The following is a 20,740-nucleotide window of genomic DNA, read 5'->3' as shown; positions in this document are numbered from 1 at the left end:
AACTCTAATCAGTATAATCAATTCGTGGTCATCCCACAATAATGCTTAGCATTGATCCCAGGAGGAATTCAAATGAAATATACCGTTATTACCGGTGCCAGCTCAGGCATTGGATATGAAGCCGCTTTGGCTTTTGCAGCCAGAGGCAAACATCTCATTTTAGCTGCGCGTAGAACCGAAGCTTTGGATTTGTTAAAAAATAAGATTAACGAACTGAACCCGGAACTCGATGTTGTTGTTCGTACAGTGGATTTGTCCATTGCCGCAGATGTACATGCTTTCTATGAAAGCTTGAAAGGTTACTCCATTGAAACATGGATCAACAACGCAGGCTTTGGCAACTTTGCTTCGGTCGGTGAGCAAAATTTGCCTAAAATTGAGCAAATGCTTCATCTGAATATTGAAGCACTGACGATTCTCTCCACTCTGTATGTTCGGGATTATGCCAATACTCCGGGCACGCGGATCATCAACATCTCTTCAGGGGGCGGCTACACTATCGTTCCAGATGCGGTGACCTATTGTGCCACGAAGTTTTATGTCAGTGCCTTTACCGAAGGGCTAGCACAAGAACTCCAAAGCAAAGGCGCTCCAATGCAAGCCAAAGTGCTGGCACCTGCGGCCACAGAAACTGAGTTTGCTGAACGTGCCTTTGATCTGGATCAGTTCCAGTATGAAGGCCGTGTGCCCAAGTTCCATACAGCCGAGCAAATGGCTGGATTTTTACTCGATCTCTATGACAGCAAACATGTTGTAGGTATTGTGAATGGTCTAACGTATGAATTCGAACTGAAAGACCCAATCTTCCCCTATGCCGCAAGAGCTGCAAGCAAACCTGTCGATTCTAACGAATAATAGAAGTAGCCAAAAAAAGGCTGTCCTCTGGTCACACGAAGCCTGTGACCTTGGACAGCCTTTTTACTTGTACTGCACTATTATTGCTCTCTATTGTAATATCTCTATATTGCTCCGATATATAATAAAGTATTATGCCAATCGCATTTTAAAATCCTGATATCCGAATTCACGTACAACTTCGCAATCTCCATCTTTGCGTTTAACCGCAATGGCAGGAAGCGGCATGCCGTTGAACGTATTGGTTTTAACCATGGAGTAGATCGCCATGTCTTCAAATACGAGACGGTCGCCTTCTTTCAAAGGCTCATCGAATGAATAGTCGCCAATCACGTCACCAGACAGACATGTTTGACCACCCAGACGATACAGGTGAGCTTTCTCGCCCACTTCACCCGATCCAATCAATGGCGGACGATACGGCATCTCCAGAACATCTGGCATATGACAAGTTGCTGAAGTATCCAAAATGGCAATATCCATGCCATTCTTGTGGAAGTCCAGTACGGAAGTCACCAGATAACCTGCATTAAGTGCAACCGCTTCTCCCGGCTCCAGGTACACTTCCAGACCATAATCATTTTGCATCCGTTTAATGCAAGCTTCGAGTCTTGGGATGTCGTAATCTTCACGGGTAATATGGTGTCCTCCGCCGAAGTTAATCCATTCCATCTGCGGCAACCATTGTCCGAACTTCTCAACAAATGCATTCAACGTTGTTTCCAAGTCGTCCGAGTTTTGCTGGCACAGCGTGTGGAAGTGCAGTCCAGATACCCCTTCAAGCAACTCTGCACGGAAATCCTCCTGCTTCGCGCCGAAACGTGAACCTGGAGCACACGGATCATAGATCTCATGTCCTTCCTGAGTGGAGCATTCCGGGTTTACACGCAAACCAACCTTACAGCCCGCTTGCAGTGCTTTATCCTTGAATTTTGCCAGTTGGGAAAAGGAATTAAAAATGATGTGATCACAGATCGCAACAATCTCATCCATCTCTTCCTCACGAAAAGCCGGAGCAAAGACATGATTCTCTTTGCCCATCTCTTCGTGACCAAGACGCGCTTCATACAAACCGCTCGCAGTCGCACCGCTCAAGTATTCTCCAATAAGCGGATACATCGCCGTCATGGAGAACGCCTTCTGCGCAAGCACGATTTTCGCTCCTGTACGCTGCATTACACCGTTCAGGATTTTCAAGTTTTTCTCAATCAGACCTTCGTCAACAACAAAGCAGGGTGTCGGTAATTGCTCGAACCGCATGTTAGCGAACAAGCTCCGATTCTTTTGCTTTGGACTCTTCTGGCAGCTCATCCACGAGAACCGGATTGAAGTCTTCTACCCAAGGAAGTCCCCATTTGTTCAGTTCTTCCATGAATGGATCCGGGTTGAACTCTTCCACGTTGTATACGCCTGGTTTGTTCCATTTTCCTGTCATCACCATAGCCGCACCGATCATTGCCGGTACACCAGTTGTGTAAGAGATCGCTTGGGAACCAACTTCCTTATAGCACTCTTGGTGATCACAGATGTTGTACACATAATATGTTTTGTCTTGACCGTCTTTTTTACCTTTGAAGATACAACCGATGTTCGTTTTACCTACTGTACGAGGTCCGAGGGACGCCGGATCAGGCAGAACAGCTTTCAGGAATTGCAAAGGAATGATTTGTTTTCCTTCGAACTCGATCGGCTCGATGGAAGTCATGCCTACGTTTTCCAGAGCTTTTAGGTGAGTCAGATAGCTTTGACCAAATGTCATGAAGAAACGGATACGTTTCAAGCCAGGGATATTTTTCGCCAGAGACTCCAGCTCTTCATGGTACAACAGGTACATATCTTTTTCGCCAACTTCTTTGAAGTCGTACACACGTTTGATTTCCATCGGTTTAGTTTCGATCCATTCACCATTCTCCCAGTATCTGCCGTTCGCAGAAACTTCACGAATGTTGATCTCAGGGTTGAAGTTCGTAGCAAATGGGTAACCATGGTCGCCGCCATTGCAGTCGAGGATATCGATATATTCGATCTCGTCAAAATAGTGTTTCAATGCGTATGCGGAGAATACGCCAGTTACGCCAGGGTCAAATCCGCTACCCAGCAATGCAGTGATGCCTGCTTTTTCGAAACGCTCTTTGTAATCCCATTGCCAGCTATATTCGAATTTCGCCGTATCTTCCGGCTCATAGTTTGCTGTATCCATGTAGTTTGTTTTCGTAGCCAGGCAAGCATCCATGATCGTCAGATCCTGGTATGGCAATGCCAAGTTCATTACGATATCCGGTTGGAACTCGTTGATCAATGCAATCAGCTCTTCTACATTGTCCGCGTCCACTTGAGCTGTTGTAATTTTTGTTTTGCCGCCATCCAATTTTGCTTTCAGATCATCACATTTGGATTTGGTACGGCTTGCGATACAGATTTCTTCAAAAACCTCGCTGTTTTGAACGCATTTGTGTACTGCTACAGAAGCCACGCCGCCGGCGCCGATGATTAGTGCTTTTCCCATTTTCTCATTCTCCTATCCCCATAATCAGGTTTTTTTGTTTTTGTTTTTTTCGTAAAATTCCAAGACGTTCGCAGTTGTATTGTTTCATTATGCAACGTCCACCCGCTCCTGATACAATAAAAAAAGCAAGGTGAAAAATGTCGCACTTTTGCGCACACCATCACACTTGCTTGTCGATATACATCATAAAAAAGACGTGAAGACTCCTTGACCAAAAAAGTCCATAAGAACCCCTTCAGCGGAAAGCTTCTTCATGTATATCAATATTGGATCAGAGTCTATATAGCAAATAATTCGCCTTTACCACTCTTATTGACCGTTTCACAAGTTGATGTGCAGATGCACTGGTTGTAAAGTAACCAACTTATAAAATTTGAGCTTTGAACTCAATCAATAAGGCAACAGAAGTTGCCAATCGGCATTTGACCCGGCTGTCCGTATGGCCTTAACTCCTTGGTAGAAGTGGTCAAAAATTATCTGCTGGAAAGCTCTAATTCATATTGATAAATCAACTTTCCAAAATCACAGGTATTACACTATCAGACGTTTCCCGAAAAATCAAGGGATATTTTAAAATTTATTTTTTATTTTTATTAGATCAGGAATCAACAGGTCGTCATAACCTCTAAAGTCATCTTCAGCGATTCCCACTAGAGATAAAATGTTTCTGCATAAATATGCCCCCTCTTTTATTCAAGTCCACTTCTCACATAATTATAGATAAAGTCATGAATGTTATATTTTAACTTCAACCTCTATCCTTCTGTATAGATTTAATCGATATATGCTCCTAATGAAGTCATACTTTTTCGAAAAAACGTTTCTCCATTTGTCCATATAGTTCTCAGACGGCGATTTACGAACAATTCAAACAATTTACGGGAATGTAATCCAAAAAGTAGCAAAGCTTGTACAGGGTCTATTAAGTACAAATTTTAAATTGAAATAAGGTGCATATTAATAAACTATTATTGGATATTCATTCACACTATTAATTTGCACAATGAGTAAATTTGCACATTGGGCAAATTGTTGTTATGCTTATTTTCACAAAAGAGATACTGTGGATATTTTCCTTCAATTCATCTTGAGGAGGTGAACGCATAGGCGGTATAAATTATGAAACGAACGTTGCGACACTTAAAAAAAGAAGCCACGGAGAAAGCCCTTGCCGGAGTTGCTTTTAATCTGACGCTGGAGCATGGACTAGATGGATTTACGGTAGAAGATATCGTGCAACAGGTCGGATGCTCTCGTAGAACATTTGCCAACTACTTTACGTGCAAGGAAGAAGCTGTTGCGCTTGGAGCTCTATCTGTGCCAAATACAGCCGAGCTTGAACATCTGATCACAGAGATTCCGGATCATGCCTCACTGCTGGAAATTATGTATGAACTGGTTAAAATGCAACTCACGTCCGAATTGATTGGCAGACTGCATCAACTTGTCATCTTGTCCCGTACCTATCCCGTGCTTGAACCTCACTATTTGGCAGCGATGCACAGGCTGCAGACTCAGGCGCAGGAAACCCTGCTCGACCTGTCGAACGGCCAAAACGACGAAATCTATACTTACTTGTTGATCAGCGCTATTTATGGCACCGTGTTGCCCTTAATTGAAGGAAGACTGAACGTACTGTTGCCCGGTAAGCAAATCCCCGCAGGCTCAGGTTCAGATGCAGTCCCGTTTGAGCAGTTTATGGAAACGGTGTTTGATCATTTGCGAAAAGGATTTTAAGCCCCTTCTTTTATCGTCTTTTAATCATAATCCACCATTAGAATTGTCATACTTATAATAGAAGGAGTGTAAAAAAGAGAAATGTCTACCTTATTATATAAAATAGGAAAAACCGCTTTTCGCAAGCCCGGATATTTCATCATAGGCTGGGTAATCATTCTGGGGATCGTCATCTCCATGATCAGTATCAACGGCGTACACATCAGCTCGGAAATGAAAATTGAAGGAACAGAATCACAGAAAGTTTTGGATCAGCTTGCAAAAGAACTGCCTGCCGCCTCCGGCGGTCAAGGAAGCGTTGTGTTCAAAGCGCAGGACAATGAGCGGCTGGATATACCTGAACGTACCGCTGCCATTATGAAAGGTGTCAGCGAAGTATACGGGCTGGACAAAGTGATTAATCCAGCCGACTATGCAGCTGCGCAAGCGAATAACTCAGGGGCATCTGCGGACGCGGCTCAAGCGATGAACATGGCCCAGTCGGCTACAGCCTCGCCGCCTCCATACGGACCATTCATGGTGAACAACGTTCCCGTACCAGGTTTGTTAATCTCATCGGATGGTAGCACAGCACTGTTTCAGTTCCAATTCACGATTGAACAGTCTGCTATTACGCAAGATGTGTTTGATTCTGTTATTCAATCGGTCATGAAGGTTGAAGAAGGCACACAGATTAAGGTATTGCCTGGTGAAACGCTTAAATCCGTATCCATCGGGGTTGGTTCCGCCGAAATTGTAGGGCTGATTATCGCGGTAATCGTACTGCTCATTACCCTTGGTTCCGTTGTTGCAGCAGGCCTGCCACTGATCACAGCCCTTCTTGGTGTCGCTATTGGGGTTGGGGGAGCGTTCTCGATCTCCAAATTTGTTGATATGCCAAGTGTGACATCCGTTTTGGCTCTGATGGTAGGTTTGGCTGTCGGCATCGACTATGCACTTTTCATCGTCAATCGTCAGCGCCGGATGATTATTGACGGGCGCCTAAGCGCACAGGAAGCTACAGCGCGGGCAATTGGCACATCAGGCAGTGCTGTATTTTTTGCCGGCCTAACCGTCATTATTGCCCTCTGCGGTATGCTCGTCATCGGACTCACTTTCTTGTCCACGATGGCACTCGTCGCAGCGGCAACGGTACTGATCAACGTATTTGTTGCATTAACCTTACTGCCAGCCTTGCTCGGCCTTGTTGGTGAACGAATCTGCTCGAAGAAAGCTCGTGCGAAAGCTACCAACTCATCAGAAGCGTCAAGCCATGGCGTGGCCAACAGATGGGTCAAATTCGTTATTAAACATCGCTGGGCGACCGTTATTGCGATTATCCTTGTCCTTGGTTTTGCTGCTACTCCGATTACTAAAATGGAAATGGGCATTCCGGGAGCTTCCTCAGCAAACCTGGATACGGATGCAAGACAGAGCTATGATGCCATTTCGAAAGGTTTTGGTGAAGGCTTTAACGGGCCGCTAATCCTGGTGGCTGAACCACGTAATGCCTCTGCCAAAATGACACCAGAACTTCTGGGTGGACTCGCCATGGAGTTGCAGGGCCAGCATAACGTGGCTCAAGTCTCTCCTTTAGGGATGACGGAGGATTTGGCTATTTTCAGTCTCATTCCCAAGACAGGTCCTAACGATCAATTGACTAAGACGTTGGTTAACGACCTGCGGTCAGCAGACTCTAATATGGCTAAGACCTATGACGTCAAACTTGGTGTAACCGGACTTACCGCCGTAAATATTGATATGTCCGCCAAGCTGGCTCAGGTTTTCCCGATCTATGTAGGTATCATCATTCTACTTTCATTGATCATCTTGTTGCTTGTGTTCCGTTCAATCATCGTTCCGATCAAAGCAACGATTGGTTTCCTGCTTAGCATTCTAGCCACATTCGGTATGACAACCGCAGTGTTCCAATGGGGCTGGTTGCACTCCCTCTTTGGTTTCGATACAGGCGGCCCGTTGCTCAGCTTCATGCCTATCATCGTAACCGGGATTCTCTACGGTCTTGCCATGGATTATCAGGTATTCTTGGTTAGCTCGATGCGCGAATCCTATGTTCATGGTCACCGTGGAACGGAATCCGTTATACATGGTTATAATCAGGTTAGTCGTGTCGTTGTTGCCGCTGCGGTTATCATGGTTTCCGTATTCGCTGGTTTTATCTTTACGGATGATGTCATGATTAAACAGATCGGTTTCACACTCGCGGTAGGTATTTTAGTTGATGCTTTTATCATTCGCATGGCTCTGGTTCCGGCCATTATGGCGATGTTTGGCGATAAAGCTTGGTCTCTTCCGAAATGGCTGGATCGCATCCTGCCTAATCTCGATGTGGAAGGCGAAAAACTGATTGCTTCCCTCAATGCCCAAAACGAAGTTAAATCACAGTCGGGTTCCAAGTCATAACGGACCTTTAACAATGAATCTTCAATAAAGTACTTTCAATAACAAATCCTAAAGTAGAAGACCTCCTCAGTTCATGAGGAGGTCTTCTACTTTAAGCCTATTATCTAACACAAATACTATCTAACCCAAACAACTCTCGCACATTAAATCTCTATCTTAAATTCACTTAATCCTCTCGAACATTCATATACAGCTTCTCTAATATTGTTTTTAATTTTTCGAGTTCCTCGGGTTCTATCCCTCGTGTAACATAGTTATGAGCGTCTTGGACCGTTAACAATAACTTTTGTTTCACTTCTTCTCCTTTGGGAGACAAATATAAATGGTGTGAACGTTTATCTTGATCATTAACGATACGTCGAACCATTCCTTTACGCTCTAGTGAATGAATCATTCGAACGACAGTCGTTTGATCCCGATCGATAGCCTCTGCCAACTCTTTTTGAGTCGTAGCTTTATCGATATCCATATAAGAAATAATACTCCATTGTTCAGGTGTGACCTCGTAAGGTTTCAATTGTTTGATAAAATAATTCGTAAGCTTGAGATCTGTCCGGTGAATTAAAAAACCAGTCACACTGTATAAGTCCATTGTTGTACCCTCATTCATCATTTTCTTACACCCAATTATAGGTGATCTGAACGAATGTTACAAACGACACTCATCAAGGAATGAGGCGGCTAAACTGATTTTCAACAGATGCTTGCTTAATTAATCGATTTCAAATTTATATCCTAATCCCCATATCGTTTTGATCATAGAGGAGGAACCCGCCGAAATGTCATCCAGCTTTTCCCGAATTCGTTTGATGTGTGTGTCTACGGTACGATAATCCACACTATAATCATAGTTCCATACATTTTGAAGTATATTCTCTCTCGAAAACAACTTATCTGGTGACGTCGCTAAATAAAATAACAATTCGTATTCTTTAGGAGTTAAATGAATCTCTTTCCCCCTAGAAGACAATTTGTGATCGTCTTCCAAAATGAAATCACGCAATTTCAATCTTCGATAAAAAGTAAGGTTTTCGTGATTCCCCGCTTGTCTTCTCCGAACGACACTTCTAATACGATGAACGACTTCACGTGGACTAAACGGTTTGGTGACATAATCATCCGCTCCTGACTCAAAACCTTGAATAACATCCTCTTCACTATCTTTTGCAGTTAAAATTAAGATGGGAGTTGTCTTATATTGACGTATTCTTGAAGTTACGAAAAAGCCATCCATGCTGGGTAACATGACATCAAGGATCAACAGATCATAGTCATAACGAAGTGCTTTTTCCAGACCAATCTCTCCTGTGGTAGCTTCATCTACTTCGAAACCTTCTCTCTCTAAATACAAGCGTAGAAGATTTCGAATTCTCAGCTCGTCTTCAACAATTAAAATCTGTTGGGATTGTAGTCCCATCTTAGGTCTCCTCCTTATTCAGCGCTTAGAAGAAATAATACATTGATACAATCAAGCTAAGAACGAACAGAACAATGGCAGGAATGGCTTTTTGTATGGGATCTTTAGCTAAAACAATCAAAGTAAAGGCTCCAGCAAGCATTGTACCCCCCAGTAGCAAACCTGCCCAAAATGCAACACCAGGTACCCATATTCCAGCAAGCATACCCATAGCTCCAACAATCTCAAACGATCCGGTCAAAATATTAAAGAATGAAGGCAATCCAAAACGTTTGAATTCATCGGCCATCTTCCCCGAAATAATTTTGCTTCCTGTAACCAGGAAAAAGAGGCCTAACAGAACCTGTAAAACCGTAATAAAAATGAACATCGCTATCCTTCTTTCATTCGTTATTACATATAGATCGCAAATCAATTACATGCTATACCATGTATATGGTCTGTGACTCTGCTTATGAAATAGGTTATTTAGTTGCACTGACAGCTCTCACATTTAACAACAACCATCAATCCCATTGGCATTCTATATGCTATAGCATATATTTTGTTTTAAATTTAATCTAATGTCAACCCTGGAGTATAACTTTATTAAAATGTAACCATTCATACGTTATCTCGAATAAAAAATAAGAATCACTTTCAAGCGTTTGCTCTAAGCTATACTCGAAAGTGATTTTTGTGTTCAACCTTTCATATCCATCGAACTAAAATCAAGCCGTAATGTCTTGCACAGGGCTCTTAAATCGTGCTGAACTGCATGCTCTGACGAAAGCTGCAAATAACTGCTGACTGTACCCGTCCACGGCATAACTATACTCCGGATGCCACTGAACAGCGAGTACAAACGAATAACCTGGCATGACGACAGATTCAACTAATCCATCCTCCGCAATGGCAACAGCCACTAATTGATCGGATAACGTTTTGATGCCCTGATGGTGATAGCTGTTAACCTGAATCTGATCCGTCTGCAAGATATCATGAAGCAGATTATCTTTTTTAATATGTACGGAATGTACGAGATTGGTGTATGGGGGTTTTTGCTGATGGACAATCTTCTGCTCTGCTTCCATATCTGTAGGAATATCCTGATATAACGTACCGCCTAATATTACGTTAAACAGCTGTAATCCGCGGCATATGCCGAAGGCAGGTTTATCTATTGCAATCACTTTTTTAAACAGAATAACCTCCATCTGATCCCGCTCCATACACAACTCACCACAGACGCTCTGCATCCGCTCATCATAAAGTTCCGGATTAACATCATGGCCACCAGTAAACAGAAATCCGTCAAAGGTGTGCGCTAGCGCTGTGATCATGCCCTCGTCTGTCGTTAATGGCAGCATGACCGGTATACCCCCTGAATCTTCAATGGCCTTCATATAGTGAGGAAGCATCCAGTAACTTTTTTTGTCCGTATCGTACAAAGGCAGTACCCCTATCATCGGTTTGTTCATCTCAAGCCACCTCCTGATTTATATTGGATTCAGCGCTTCATTCGTTGTTTATATCGTACCGGCATTTACATTCAAGTTTGTTTTATTTTATCAGAGTTTCCGCTTTACAACATGCACAAAACCTTGCATTTCCTTACCTGTTACATGCTTTGTTAGCATGTGAAAAAATAGATTTCAACGTAAAAAAAGCCGCTAGATGCAGCTCTTATGACATTATTAAATACGAAACTCATTGAATCAACTATTGCATATAGACATCCGCATGTAAGCCCGAATGCGTCGTTGGTCAAGGATTTATACTATGGAAAAAGGGGCTCTTATACATTTTTCACATCATACAAGTTCTCAGGCAATGCCTGCAAAAAAGGCGACCAGTCCTTCGACGTATATAGATTCAACCGATGCATCGCGCGAGTACAAGCCGTGTAAAGAAGCTTGCGGTCATATTCTTCCCCATATCGAACTGCGGAGGCATCATATACAAGCACTGCATCGAATTCTACACCCTTGGCGAGGTAGACGGGAATGACCATCACGCCTTTTTCAAACTGCTCCGTGTCTTTCGTAATCAGCCTTAGTCCCTCTACACCGACCTCTCGCAAACATTCATATGCAAGGTGACTCTCGGCTGCCGTTTTGGTTATGATCGCAATCGAACGAAAACCCTCTGTTTGAAGCGCCTCAACGTCAGATCGAATGAACTCATCACGCTCGTTCTCTCCTGCCTCCACCCGGATTAAAGCCGGCTTCTGGTCCCTTCTGTCAAAAGCAACAATCTCATCACCGCCCGGTAGCATCGCCTTCGTGAATTCAACAATTTCACGAGTTGAGCGATAGCTCTGTACTAGCCGAATAAGCGTCGTTTCTTTGTCCCCATATAACGAAATTAATGGCGAATCAGTAGCGGCAAGTTCTGTCGCCTGCATATAGATCGCTTGCCCGAAATCACCTAGTACCGTCATGCGGGCACGAGGGAACAGCTTTTTGAGATATTCATATGGAAATGCCGAGTAATCCTGACCTTCGTCGACGAACACATGACTGATATCCGTGTTGATTCGTACCCCTTCGATGATTTCTTTTACATATAAATACGGGGTAGCATCTTCATGGAACAGCTTGTTCTGACGCAACATATCTTTGGTTTGGATACAGATTTCATCCCAGTGAGGTGGAACTGCCGCTCCATTCGTACGTTCTTGATAGGCTGCGGAATCTACAAATAGTTGTTCATAGGCTGACTGTACATTGACGAATTTGAACTTTCGAACACGCTGCCTTAGAGGCTTGAACGTTTGCTCCACTATTTTTCGCCGTAGCAATTCTTCTTCCCTCTCGCCAAAATCGAAAGCACCTTCATCCAGATCAGCACGCTTGCTTGCATTCTCTCTTGCCGCATACTGCTCCGCCACTTCGAACACAGCCTTTTCCTTGTGCAGCTTACCGTACGCGTCTGCGTAGTCGTCCGTATCGAGATAATTCAACTCTTCCTCCACCCAGCCCGCTTGTCGTTCCTGTTGCTCTAGAACAGCCAGCTGTTTCAGCAACCATTCCTGCAATAACAATATGCGGTTTGGCAACGGAAGATGGACGTCATACGTTGAAAATTGTGCCTTCATTTGAGTTGAAGTAATAAACTCACGTTCACGGAACCGAATGCCGATAAAGTTTAACCCTTCATGCCCTAGCCATTCCCCATAGTTCTTCAAGGCTTTCAGAAATTCCGCAGATGCTTTATAGCGAATGCCTTCCATACGAGCAGTGTAACCTGGTTTCGCACCAGCAGTAAGTACATACTCGATCTGATCAAGCGGATCTTCCGGACTCAAGCTCGATCCGAGCCAATAATTCAAGTATTCCTGAAACGTCGTCTGTTGAATGTTCTCTTCACCTAGCTCTGGCAAAACGGTCGAGATATAACTCGCAAACATCGGATTTGGCGAAAAAAGAACCATCTGATCTGCCTTGATCGTCTGGCGATGTTTGTATAATAGATAGGCCACTCGCTGGAGCGCAGCGGATGTCTTCCCGCTACCTGCTGCTCCTTGCACAATCAGCATTCGGCTGCGATCATCACGAATAATGGCATTCTGTTCCTTTTGTATCGTTGCTACAATGCTTTTCATCTGAGAATTCGCACCTTTGGAGAGCACTTCCTGGAGCATGGCATCCCCAATGGTTTCACTAGCATCAAACATGCCCAGCAACTGACCATCCTGAATTTGAAACTGACGTTTCAGTTCAACGGTTCCCTCAATTTTCCCCATAGGTGTCTCATAATCTGCCGTACCGGAGCCATAGTCATAATAGAGACTCGCGATCGGCGTACGCCAATCATAGATGAGAAAATCCAAGCCTTCCTTGTCCGTAAAAGAAGACACCCCAATGTAAATTGGCTCCGTAACACCAAGACCCTTTTCCTTAAAATCAATACGTCCGAAGTAAGGTAAAGGCAACAAACGATTTACATTTTTCCACTGCTGTACTAATAACTTATGCCCACGTTCTCGTTCAGCCAACACTCTCGCTTGCTGATTAATGGTATAAAAGGCTTCTTCAAAATCCGTGTATGAACCCGTATTAATCGTGACTTCTTCCCAGAAACGTTTACGAATTTCCGTAGCCTGATCCGCAAGACCTTCAACTTGGGGTTCAAGTTCAGCAAGTCTCGCCTGCAGTTCATTTCGCACGTAAGCCAATCTTTCTTTTTCCAATTGCCATTCGTTCGTTTCTGTCATATCGTTAACCACACTCCTCAGCCCATTTTTTTTGGAGAAAAAAAGCGCGTTGACAAACCGAAGAATCCGATGTATGATTAATTTAGGAGAAATAATGATACATCAATTACATATTCAACGAAATCAACTGCGCTTATGATTATATCACAGCGTATTTTTGCGTTCAATCTTTTTTATTATATTTACGGTCATGAGACCTCTGCATATCAAAGTTTCAATATTTTAAACGATAGCTCCACTCTCTTTAAAGCCCTTTGGTCTGTTCCAAGGGGCTTTATTTGATTAGGTGCTCTACGTTTATATACGTAAAAGAGTGCTACTTCCATTTTGATCGGATCAGGCAAACTTTTGATTGAAATGAACTACAGTTTCATTAGAGAATCATGACATAATAGAACAGAAAACAGCCATCCTATTAGATATGTGGATCACGTGGCAATTTTGAGTAGAAAGGAAATGTGATTACGATGGAATACGTTAAACTTGGTAATACAGGACTCGATGTCTCGCGCTTCTGTCTCGGCTGTATGGGATTCGGGGACGCCAGTAAATGGGTTCACGAGTGGGTGCTGAACGAAGAAGACTCCCGATCCGTGATTCGCAAGGCACTGGATCTTGGTATTAATTTCTTCGATACAGCCAATATATACTCTCTTGGTACGAGCGAGGAATATCTGGGACGGGCTTTGAAAGACTACGCAGACCGTGATCAGGTCGTGATTGCGACCAAGGTTCATGGACGAATGCATGAAGGCCCCAACGGCTCCGGGTTGTCCAGAAAAGCCATTTTAAGTGAAATCGACAAAAGTCTCAAACGCCTCGAAACGGATTATGTGGATCTATATATCATTCATCGCTGGGACTATAACACGCCTATAGAAGAAACAATGGAAGCACTCCATGATGTGGTGAAGTCCGGGAAAGCCAGATATATTGGAGCTTCCGCCATGTTCGCATGGCAGTTCCAGAAAGCGTTATATACAGCGGAGAAAAATGGCTGGACCAAATTTGTTTCCATGCAGAACCATTTGAACCTGATTTACCGCGAAGAGGAACGGGAGATGCTACCACTTTGCAAAGAGGAAAAGATCGGCGTTACACCATACAGCCCACTCGCTTCCGGCAGGTTAACAAGAGATTGGTCGGTGACGACCCACCGCTCTAAGACGGATATGATTCAGAAATCAAAGTACAATGCCACCAGTGACGCGGATCGCATTGTTGTCGAACGGGTGGCGGCTATTGCCGAGAAGTATGATGTGCCTCGTACACATATTGCTCTGGCATGGCTGTTACAGAAAGAGACCGTGACTGCTCCGATTATCGGCGCAACCAAACATTCACATCTCGATGTTGCCTTGGGCGCACTGTCTGTGAAGCTTAATTCAGAGGATGTCGCTTTTCTGGAAGAGCCTTATATTCCGCATCCTGTCGTGGGCGCACAGTAAACAACATTGATGGAGCACAAGAAACATATTTATGATCTGTCAACGATATGGTCGTAAGGTTTACGGTCTTTTGAATGTTATCGTAACAACAATAGCCCCTCCTTTCCTTATGCGGAAATAGGGGCTATTTGCTGATGCATCAGTTTTATTTATTCAAAGGCGAAGGCGTTAACTGAACTCCCTTCCCCTCTGCTATGTTAAATTGTGCTTGTATCAATAACAAAGCGATATTTTACATCTGAAGCGAGCACACGTTTATAAGCTTCATCAATCTGATCTGCCGAAATGACTTCAATGCTAGGTGTAATATCATGCTCGGCACAGAAATCAAGCATTTCTTGTGTCTCACGTATGCCGCCAATCATGGAACCGGCGAATGAACGACGATGTCCGATCAGTGAGAATGCATTGACGGGCAGTGGCTCTGGCGGAGCCCCTACATTAACGAGTGTGCCGTCCAACTTGAGCAGGGAGAAATAAGCATTGATATCAATGCTGGCACTAACCGTATTAATGATCAGGTCTAATGAGCCTGCGAGCTTTTCAAATGTTTCCGGGTCGCTCGTTGCGTAGTAATGATCTGCGCCAAACTGCAATCCGTCTTGCTTTTTGCTCAGGGACTGAGAAAGAACCGTAACCTCAGCTCCCATCGCATGTGCGATTTTAACCGCCATATGACCGAGACCACCCATCCCTACGACTGCGACTTTCTTACCCGGACCAACGCCCCAGTGATGTAGTGGAGAATAGGTGGTAATTCCAGCGCATAGCAGAGGTGCGGCAGCATCCAGCTCAATATTGTCAGGAATGCGCACTACAAAATCCTCGGTTACCACGATATGTGTGGAATAACCGCCTTGGGTTGGCTCACCGTATTTGTCTACTCCTGCATACGTTGGAATGTTACCTTTCAGGCAGTATTGCTCTTCTCCTTTACGGCAATTCTCACATTCGCCGCAAGAGTCGACCATACATCCAACGCCTACGCGGTCGCCTACTTTATATTTCGTTACACCACTGCCTACTTCAGTCACAATCCCGGCAATTTCGTGGCCCGGTACGAGTGGATAATTAACGGGTCCCCACTCCCCATGAGCGGTATGAATGTCCGAGTGGCAGATGCCGGCAAACTTAATCTCAATTAATACATCCGTGGTATCCAGATCACGGCGGTTAATTTCTGCGGAACGGAAGGCTTGATCGGGTCCATCCACGGCTCTGGCTTTAGCTGTAATCAATATGATAACCTCCTTATGATTTTGGAATCCTCTTTATCTTACGCCCTATAGTTAACTCTAGGTCAAATGTTTTGCTTTACTTTTTCTAAAAAAATTACTCGTTTTGACATCACTCCGGACCGCATGATAGAATTCACTCGCATCAACGAAAGCCCTCTACCATACAAGGTTCAATCTCGATCTGATCTAGAACTGAAAGGAACAAACTCGATATGACATATTCCATTAGTGAAGTCGCTAGAAAATTGGATCTGACTGTGTATACATTGCGCTATTATGACAAAGAGGGACTTATGCCCTTCGTCGAACGTAATTCGACCGGAACGAGACAATTCAAGGACTCCGATATTGATTTTCTGAAAATAATCCAATGTCTGAAAGCTACCGGAATGCCTATCAAGGATATCCGGGAATTCATAGCCTGGTGCTCGGAAGGTGATGCAACCTTGCATCAGAGGTACGACATGTTTACCGAGCGCAAAGCCAGCGTTGAGGCTCAAATGGAAGAACTCCGAAGAACAATGGCCGTTATTGAGCATAAGCGCAGTTATTATCAGCAGGCCATCGAAGCTGGAACGGAGAACATTCATAAAACTACACTGGCTCTCAAGCCTGAGCACGCAGCAAGCTCCTAGAGTTAAACGAAAGGATTTCATCCTATGTCTAAGCCATTTCAGCAGCAGTTAGATGAACTTGCCAGACTTATTCATCAGCACACGGTCAATGAAGGGGTCCATTCAACCGAACTTCCCTCCCTTTCTCTGATTCGTGAATCTGACATCACTGAACCGATTTTCAGGTTGAACGAAGCTTCTTTTTGTATCGTCGTCCAGGGTCAAAAGGAAATGTTGCTGGGACAGGAACGTTTCCAGTACGGACCTGGCAGCTATATTGTAGCTACGATGGATTTGCCTGTAAGCGGCCAAGTCATAGAGGCTTCGCCTGTCGCTCCTTATCTCGCATTAAAGCTTGAATTCACAGGCAGTGAAATTTGGGAGGTAATTCAGCATACCCGTCTCTCCCCTAATTCGAACGATACAAACGATATTACTAGACGAGCCATGTATGTGAGCAAAACTTCTCCAGAGCTGCTGAATGCCGTGATCCGATTAGCTCAGTTGCTTGAAGGGGATGCGGAGGATATCTTCATGCTCTTTCCATTGTTTAAAAAGGAGATTTTGTACAGAGTACTCAAAGGACCTCAGGGCAGTGCACTGAAGCAGATGGCACAAGAAGGATCTCACGCGTACCGTATTCGTAACGTGATTGAACACATGGTGACACATGTTAGTCGGCCCGTCCGGATTGAAGAACTGGCAGAGCTGGCGAATATGAGCCAGGCTTCCTTCCATCGACATTTTAAAGCAGTCACTGCGATGAGCCCGCTTCAGTTCATCAAACAACTGCGGCTACAAGAAGCGCGTCGTCTGTTAATGTCTCAAGCTGTAGACGCATCAGAGGCTGCTTATCAGGTTGGATACGAGAGCCCGTCACAATTCAGCCGTGAGTATTCACGCATGTTTGGTTGTCCCCCAATGGAGGATATTAAACGTTTGAGAGGCAGTACGTACTAATTTCATCTCCAGAAAATGATCCTGTTCCACGCAAAGAGACTCACACCTAAACGGTGAGAGCCTCTTTTTTTCTTCGTTCCATTTGCTCTAAAATACAGTCTGCCTGCCCGAAACTACTTGGATGCCGAAAGTAAGCTATCCGTAATAAATTTAAGCTGTCCTTCCAACGATACCGGATCGTTATAAGTATCAGACGATGGATCTAGCTGAAATACATGATTGGCTTTGACAGCTGGGAGGTTCTTCCATAACTTATTTTCATATATCTTTTTGGAATCACTCGTGTCCCCTGACCAAGGGCTGGTGAAAATAATGTCCCCTGCATAATCAGGCAATACTTCAACCGAGATAGAAGCCCAGCCTGTGCCGCTGTCAATCGCTTCTGCCTGAGCCTTGGCTGGGGCTTTAAGTCCAAACTCGCCGTAAATAATCTCTCCCCCGCGGCCATAGTTATGACCGAAGACATACAACCCTTTATCATACGGATTCAGGATCGATACGGTGCGATTACCTACAGATGCTTCTACCTTTGGTTTCAATTCGTTAATTTGAGTTTCCCACTTGCTTATCCAGGCTTTAGCTGCATCTTCCCTGTTTGTAAGTTTGCCCATCTCCAGCATTAAGTCTTTGTAGTTACGTTTACCGTACTCAATCTGAACCACAGGTGCAATCTGTGACAGCTTGTCGATGCCTTCTGTACCTGTGTAGACAATAAACAGTTCGGGTTTCAGAGCCAGCAGTTGCTCCGGTGTTGGCGGCTGATCACCTAAATCTGCTGTTCCTTGTGCAGCAAGCTGCTCTTTGATGTATTTGTTGTTCATCGCACCTGTAGTTGCTCCCACCACTGGAGCATCCAGTGCGACAAAGTATCCCGTAGAGAAGGCCGTCAGATCCACAATCCGCTTGGGATTTTTCGGCACTTGCACTTCACCGGCATCAGACTGGAATGAAACCATCTCATCTTCTGCACCTGCTCCTGTGTCTGTCGTACTATCTGAATTGTTACTGGTTTTGCTTCCCGCATCGGATGATACAGTAGTCTTCTCCGCCCCATCTTTAGCTGTATTTGAAGCAGACTGACCACATGCACTCAAGATCAGCATGAACACAAGCGCCATCATGATGCAAATTGAACTTCTTTTTGTACTACGCAAAAATAACCCCACCTTTAATGTATTGGATTCCATAAATCAAATGATATTGATAATCGTTATCAACGATATCACGACTTTAGCCTTTTTACAATACAAGTTTAATATATTCATTCCAAACTTCGTCTATTAAGTGAAAAAAGAGAATATACATCCCATTTCTACTGACAATTTCATTCCAAACTTGCCATCTAGTAAGTTAAAAGGCTATCATCATTAGAGTGGATAGAGAGATTTAACAAAGAGAATGATTTTAGAACATGATTTTTGAGAATGTAGAGAAATGTTTCAAGGAGGACAAGATGGATCAGATTATACTGTGGTTAAAGTACTTTTTTTTGGGTATCGTTCAAGGGGCAACGGAGCCGATTCCGGTCTCCTCCAGCGGTCATTTAATTATTGCCCAGCGACTAATGGGACTGAAGCAAAATGGCCTTTCGTTTGAAATTTTGACGAACACCGCTTCATTAATTGCCATTGTTTTTATTTTTCGGGAAGACATCATGAAGCTGATTACCGGTGGATGGGGTTACTTAACCACTCGTAAACCGGAATATCGAGCAGACTTTATGTTTTGCTTATATATCGTGATCGGAACGATTCCGGCTGCTGTTATCGCTGTATTTTTCAAGGATCAGATTGAAGAAATTTTCTCATCCGTCTATACAGTTGCTGTTGCCCTGTTAATTACAGGTGTGGCGCTCTGGCTTATTCGTAATCTGCGAGGCCGCAAACAGGACGGTGACTTAAAGACAAAGGATGCTGTGCTGGTTGGACTCGCTCAGGCCGTTGCACTTATTCCGGGCATCAGCCGTTCGGGTGCTACCGTTATTTCGTCCATTGCGGTCGGTATGAAACAGGAAACGGCGTTAAAGTTCTCCTTTATGCTCTACATCCCGATCAGTATCGGCGGTGTGATTATGGGTGCTTCAGATATAGCGCATGATCCTAACCGTGCACAGCTGGCTATTCCTTACCTGATCGCGTTTATCACAACGCTGGTCGTTACCTATTTCTCAATGAGATGGTTTATGGGCATTATGGCCCGTGGCAATCTGAAGTATTTTTCATATTACTGCTTTGCGGCAGGAACATTGTTACTTATCTTTTTATAAAAAGGATCTCTATACACAGCAAAGGGACAACCATGGCGGTTGTCCCTTTGTGCTTGTAATTCGTTTTATCCGCTGGTTTCCTCTCATTCGCTCGGTTATAGCTTTTACTCTTACTAGTTCTACACTCCACTTTGATGCTGAGCTTACGGTTTGGCATATTGCAAAATGGCGATAGCCGCTTGTACTCGCAGTCCTTCATCTTTGCTCAGCAATGCCTCTTGAAGTACTTGCAGCGCGCTATCAATCGTGGATTGCTCAACTCGTGGAAGTGTGTGATCATGTGTTAACGTTTTGAATAATTCTGGTGCTACCCGCTGAGTTTCTTGGTTCAATGCTGTCCCAACACTCCCCGCTGTATCGCTATTCTCCCTAAGAGCTTGATCCAGCCTCGCCTGCTTTACAGGCAACTTAAATTGGGCAACAACATTGGGTTCTTGCAGCAAAGTTTGCATGTGTTCATTAATATCCTCCAGCGGTACCCGTCCAAGCCAGGTTACACCCCTGCGGTGGCATATTAAGTCTTCGCTTGTGCCAATGGAGTCGTCATAATAGTAATCGCCGAGGTCTCCGACATACATCCAATCCTCATCCTTAATCACAACATAATCCCCATCACTCATCGCGTCTGCAAACAGCTGGATCGTCTCCAAAACGTCGCCTGAATTATCCGCAATAATTCCATAGGTTTGCTCCAACAGTTCACGTAATTCCTCCGATGACGCCTGCTCCAGATCGCCAAGCTCCGACCACGGGATGCCGATGTAGTTATCCTCCAGAAAACTTTTCACTTTACTGACTCCGCCTACAATCGACTGCACATAAAATAGATTCACGGATGCCGCCTTCCCTTCCTTCTTGCTATAAGCCTAGTTAACCATTGGAACGCTCCTATGTCTACTTCCATAGCAGATTATCTTCCTTCAATGGAGGTCACTGCTTCAAATCACCTTCCCTATCAAACCTTTCCTAATTAACTCTCTTATCCTCACTCCTCTATCTTGTTAGTCCCGTCTGTTATAGTCCATAGCTATAGCTGGATATAATTTAATGGAATTACTTAATAACCATACTTCTGTGATACCTTGTTGTTAACACATT

General features: G+C 44.1%; 17 protein-coding genes. 7 read left to right on the top strand and 10 right to left on the bottom strand.

Features of this window, described 5'->3' with window-relative positions; translation table 11 throughout:
- Window positions 1-72: 72 nt before the first annotated feature.
- The gene (locus tag M3629_RS06935) at window positions 73-855 is read left to right on the top strand and encodes an SDR family NAD(P)-dependent oxidoreductase (protein ID WP_251503442.1); all 783 of its coding nucleotides are present in this window, start codon (window positions 73-75) and stop codon (window positions 853-855) included.
- Window positions 856-987: 132 nt separating this feature from the next.
- Here M3629_RS06935 and nspC read toward each other — a convergent pair whose 3' ends face one another.
- Both nspC and M3629_RS06925 read right to left on the bottom strand, forming a co-directional pair.
- A complete protein-coding gene (gene nspC / locus M3629_RS06930) occupies window positions 988-2,115 on the bottom strand; it encodes a carboxynorspermidine decarboxylase (RefSeq protein WP_090915858.1) in 1,128 nt (375 codons plus the stop codon).
- A gap of 1 nt (window position 2,116) precedes the next feature.
- Window positions 2,117-3,361 carry a saccharopine dehydrogenase family protein gene (locus tag M3629_RS06925; protein WP_090915856.1) on the bottom strand — a complete coding sequence of 415 codons (1,245 nt, stop codon included), beginning with the start codon at window positions 3,359-3,361 and terminating at the stop codon, window positions 2,117-2,119.
- 1,119 nt (window positions 3,362-4,480) lie between these two features.
- Here M3629_RS06925 and M3629_RS06920 point away from each other — a divergent pair.
- A complete protein-coding gene (locus M3629_RS06920; RefSeq protein WP_244159200.1) occupies window positions 4,481-5,098 on the top strand; it encodes a TetR/AcrR family transcriptional regulator in 618 nt (205 codons plus the stop codon).
- Window positions 5,099-5,179: 81 nt separating this feature from the next.
- Complete coding sequence (locus M3629_RS06915) at window positions 5,180-7,501, top strand: MMPL family transporter (RefSeq protein WP_251503440.1); 2,322 nt, start codon at window positions 5,180-5,182, stop codon at window positions 7,499-7,501.
- 166 nt (window positions 7,502-7,667) lie between these two features.
- Here the strand turns inward: M3629_RS06915 and M3629_RS06910 are convergent, their stop codons facing one another.
- The 5 genes from M3629_RS06910 to helD all read right to left on the bottom strand — a co-directional run bounded on the left by M3629_RS06910 (window position 7,668) and on the right by helD (window position 13,116).
- Entirely contained in the window at window positions 7,668-8,093 is a 426-nt protein-coding gene (locus tag M3629_RS06910) for a MarR family winged helix-turn-helix transcriptional regulator (RefSeq protein ID WP_251503438.1), read from the bottom strand.
- 120 nt (window positions 8,094-8,213) lie between these two features.
- On the bottom strand, window positions 8,214-8,918 hold the full coding sequence (locus M3629_RS06905; protein WP_251503436.1) for a response regulator transcription factor: 705 nt from the start codon (window positions 8,916-8,918) through the stop codon (window positions 8,214-8,216).
- A gap of 25 nt (window positions 8,919-8,943) precedes the next feature.
- Window positions 8,944-9,294, bottom strand: coding sequence for a DoxX family protein (locus tag M3629_RS06900; RefSeq protein ID WP_251504612.1), 351 nt, complete (start codon window positions 9,292-9,294; stop codon window positions 8,944-8,946).
- A 334-nt stretch (window positions 9,295-9,628) separates the two neighbouring features.
- Complete coding sequence (locus M3629_RS06895; protein WP_251503435.1) at window positions 9,629-10,378, bottom strand: gamma-glutamyl-gamma-aminobutyrate hydrolase family protein; 750 nt, start codon at window positions 10,376-10,378, stop codon at window positions 9,629-9,631.
- Between the two features lie 317 nt (window positions 10,379-10,695).
- The gene (helD, locus tag M3629_RS06890) at window positions 10,696-13,116 is read right to left on the bottom strand and encodes an RNA polymerase recycling motor HelD (RefSeq protein ID WP_251503433.1); all 2,421 of its coding nucleotides are present in this window, start codon (window positions 13,114-13,116) and stop codon (window positions 10,696-10,698) included.
- A gap of 467 nt (window positions 13,117-13,583) precedes the next feature.
- Between helD and M3629_RS06885 the strand changes: the two genes are divergently transcribed.
- A complete protein-coding gene (locus M3629_RS06885) occupies window positions 13,584-14,564 on the top strand; it encodes an aldo/keto reductase (RefSeq protein ID WP_251503431.1) in 981 nt (326 codons plus the stop codon).
- 197 nt (window positions 14,565-14,761) lie between these two features.
- Here M3629_RS06885 and M3629_RS06880 read toward each other — a convergent pair whose 3' ends face one another.
- The gene (locus M3629_RS06880; protein ID WP_251503429.1) at window positions 14,762-15,802 is read right to left on the bottom strand and encodes an NAD(P)-dependent alcohol dehydrogenase; all 1,041 of its coding nucleotides are present in this window, start codon (window positions 15,800-15,802) and stop codon (window positions 14,762-14,764) included.
- Window positions 15,803-16,014: 212 nt separating this feature from the next.
- On the opposite strand from M3629_RS06880, the gene M3629_RS06875 reads away from it, so the two are divergent.
- Both M3629_RS06875 and M3629_RS06870 read left to right on the top strand, forming a co-directional pair.
- Window positions 16,015-16,437, top strand: coding sequence for a MerR family transcriptional regulator (locus tag M3629_RS06875; RefSeq protein WP_251503426.1), 423 nt, complete (start codon window positions 16,015-16,017; stop codon window positions 16,435-16,437).
- 24 nt (window positions 16,438-16,461) lie between these two features.
- Window positions 16,462-17,376, top strand: a complete 915-nt coding sequence (locus M3629_RS06870) for an AraC family transcriptional regulator (protein WP_251503424.1) — start codon at window positions 16,462-16,464, stop codon at window positions 17,374-17,376.
- 113 nt (window positions 17,377-17,489) lie between these two features.
- Here the strand turns inward: M3629_RS06870 and M3629_RS06865 are convergent, their stop codons facing one another.
- Window positions 17,490-18,530, bottom strand: coding sequence for an ABC transporter substrate-binding protein (locus M3629_RS06865; protein WP_251503422.1), 1,041 nt, complete (start codon window positions 18,528-18,530; stop codon window positions 17,490-17,492).
- 299 nt (window positions 18,531-18,829) lie between these two features.
- On the opposite strand from M3629_RS06865, the gene M3629_RS06860 reads away from it, so the two are divergent.
- A complete protein-coding gene (locus tag M3629_RS06860; RefSeq protein ID WP_154889202.1) occupies window positions 18,830-19,642 on the top strand; it encodes an undecaprenyl-diphosphate phosphatase in 813 nt (270 codons plus the stop codon).
- Window positions 19,643-19,785: 143 nt separating this feature from the next.
- Here the strand turns inward: M3629_RS06860 and M3629_RS06855 are convergent, their stop codons facing one another.
- Window positions 19,786-20,475, bottom strand: a complete 690-nt coding sequence (locus M3629_RS06855; protein ID WP_251503420.1) for a hypothetical protein — start codon at window positions 20,473-20,475, stop codon at window positions 19,786-19,788.
- Window positions 20,476-20,740: the final 265 nt, after the last annotated feature.

Origin of the sequence: Paenibacillus polysaccharolyticus (genome assembly GCF_023714295.1) — a bacterium.
Taxonomy (GTDB): Bacteria; Bacillota; Bacilli; order Paenibacillales; family Paenibacillaceae; genus Paenibacillus; species Paenibacillus polysaccharolyticus_A.
The sequence above is the reverse complement of the archived record's forward strand: the minus strand, read 5'-3'. Positions and strand labels throughout refer to the sequence as shown.

What these genes read in the sequence shown, in the direction of transcription:
- M3629_RS06860 (WP_154889202.1), top strand. Translation starts at nt 18,830, where the DNA reads ATGGATCAGATTATACTGTGGTTAAAGTACTTTTTTTTGGGTATCGTT.
- M3629_RS06925 (WP_090915856.1), bottom strand. Translation starts at nt 3,361, where the DNA reads ATGGGAAAAGCACTAATCATCGGCGCCGGCGGCGTGGCTTCTGTAGCA.
- M3629_RS06870 (WP_251503424.1), top strand. Translation starts at nt 16,462, where the DNA reads ATGTCTAAGCCATTTCAGCAGCAGTTAGATGAACTTGCCAGACTTATT.
- M3629_RS06935 (WP_251503442.1), top strand. Translation starts at nt 73, where the DNA reads ATGAAATATACCGTTATTACCGGTGCCAGCTCAGGCATTGGATATGAA.
- M3629_RS06885 (WP_251503431.1), top strand. Translation starts at nt 13,584, where the DNA reads ATGGAATACGTTAAACTTGGTAATACAGGACTCGATGTCTCGCGCTTC.
- M3629_RS06905 (WP_251503436.1), bottom strand. Translation starts at nt 8,918, where the DNA reads ATGGGACTACAATCCCAACAGATTTTAATTGTTGAAGACGAGCTGAGA.
- M3629_RS06915 (WP_251503440.1), top strand. Translation starts at nt 5,180, where the DNA reads ATGTCTACCTTATTATATAAAATAGGAAAAACCGCTTTTCGCAAGCCC.
- M3629_RS06920 (WP_244159200.1), top strand. Translation starts at nt 4,481, where the DNA reads ATGAAACGAACGTTGCGACACTTAAAAAAAGAAGCCACGGAGAAAGCC.
- M3629_RS06910 (WP_251503438.1), bottom strand. Translation starts at nt 8,093, where the DNA reads ATGGACTTATACAGTGTGACTGGTTTTTTAATTCACCGGACAGATCTC.
- M3629_RS06895 (WP_251503435.1), bottom strand. Translation starts at nt 10,378, where the DNA reads ATGAACAAACCGATGATAGGGGTACTGCCTTTGTACGATACGGACAAA.
- M3629_RS06875 (WP_251503426.1), top strand. Translation starts at nt 16,015, where the DNA reads ATGACATATTCCATTAGTGAAGTCGCTAGAAAATTGGATCTGACTGTG.
- helD (WP_251503433.1), bottom strand. Translation starts at nt 13,116, where the DNA reads ATGACAGAAACGAACGAATGGCAATTGGAAAAAGAAAGATTGGCTTAC.
- nspC (WP_090915858.1), bottom strand. Translation starts at nt 2,115, where the DNA reads ATGCGGTTCGAGCAATTACCGACACCCTGCTTTGTTGTTGACGAAGGT.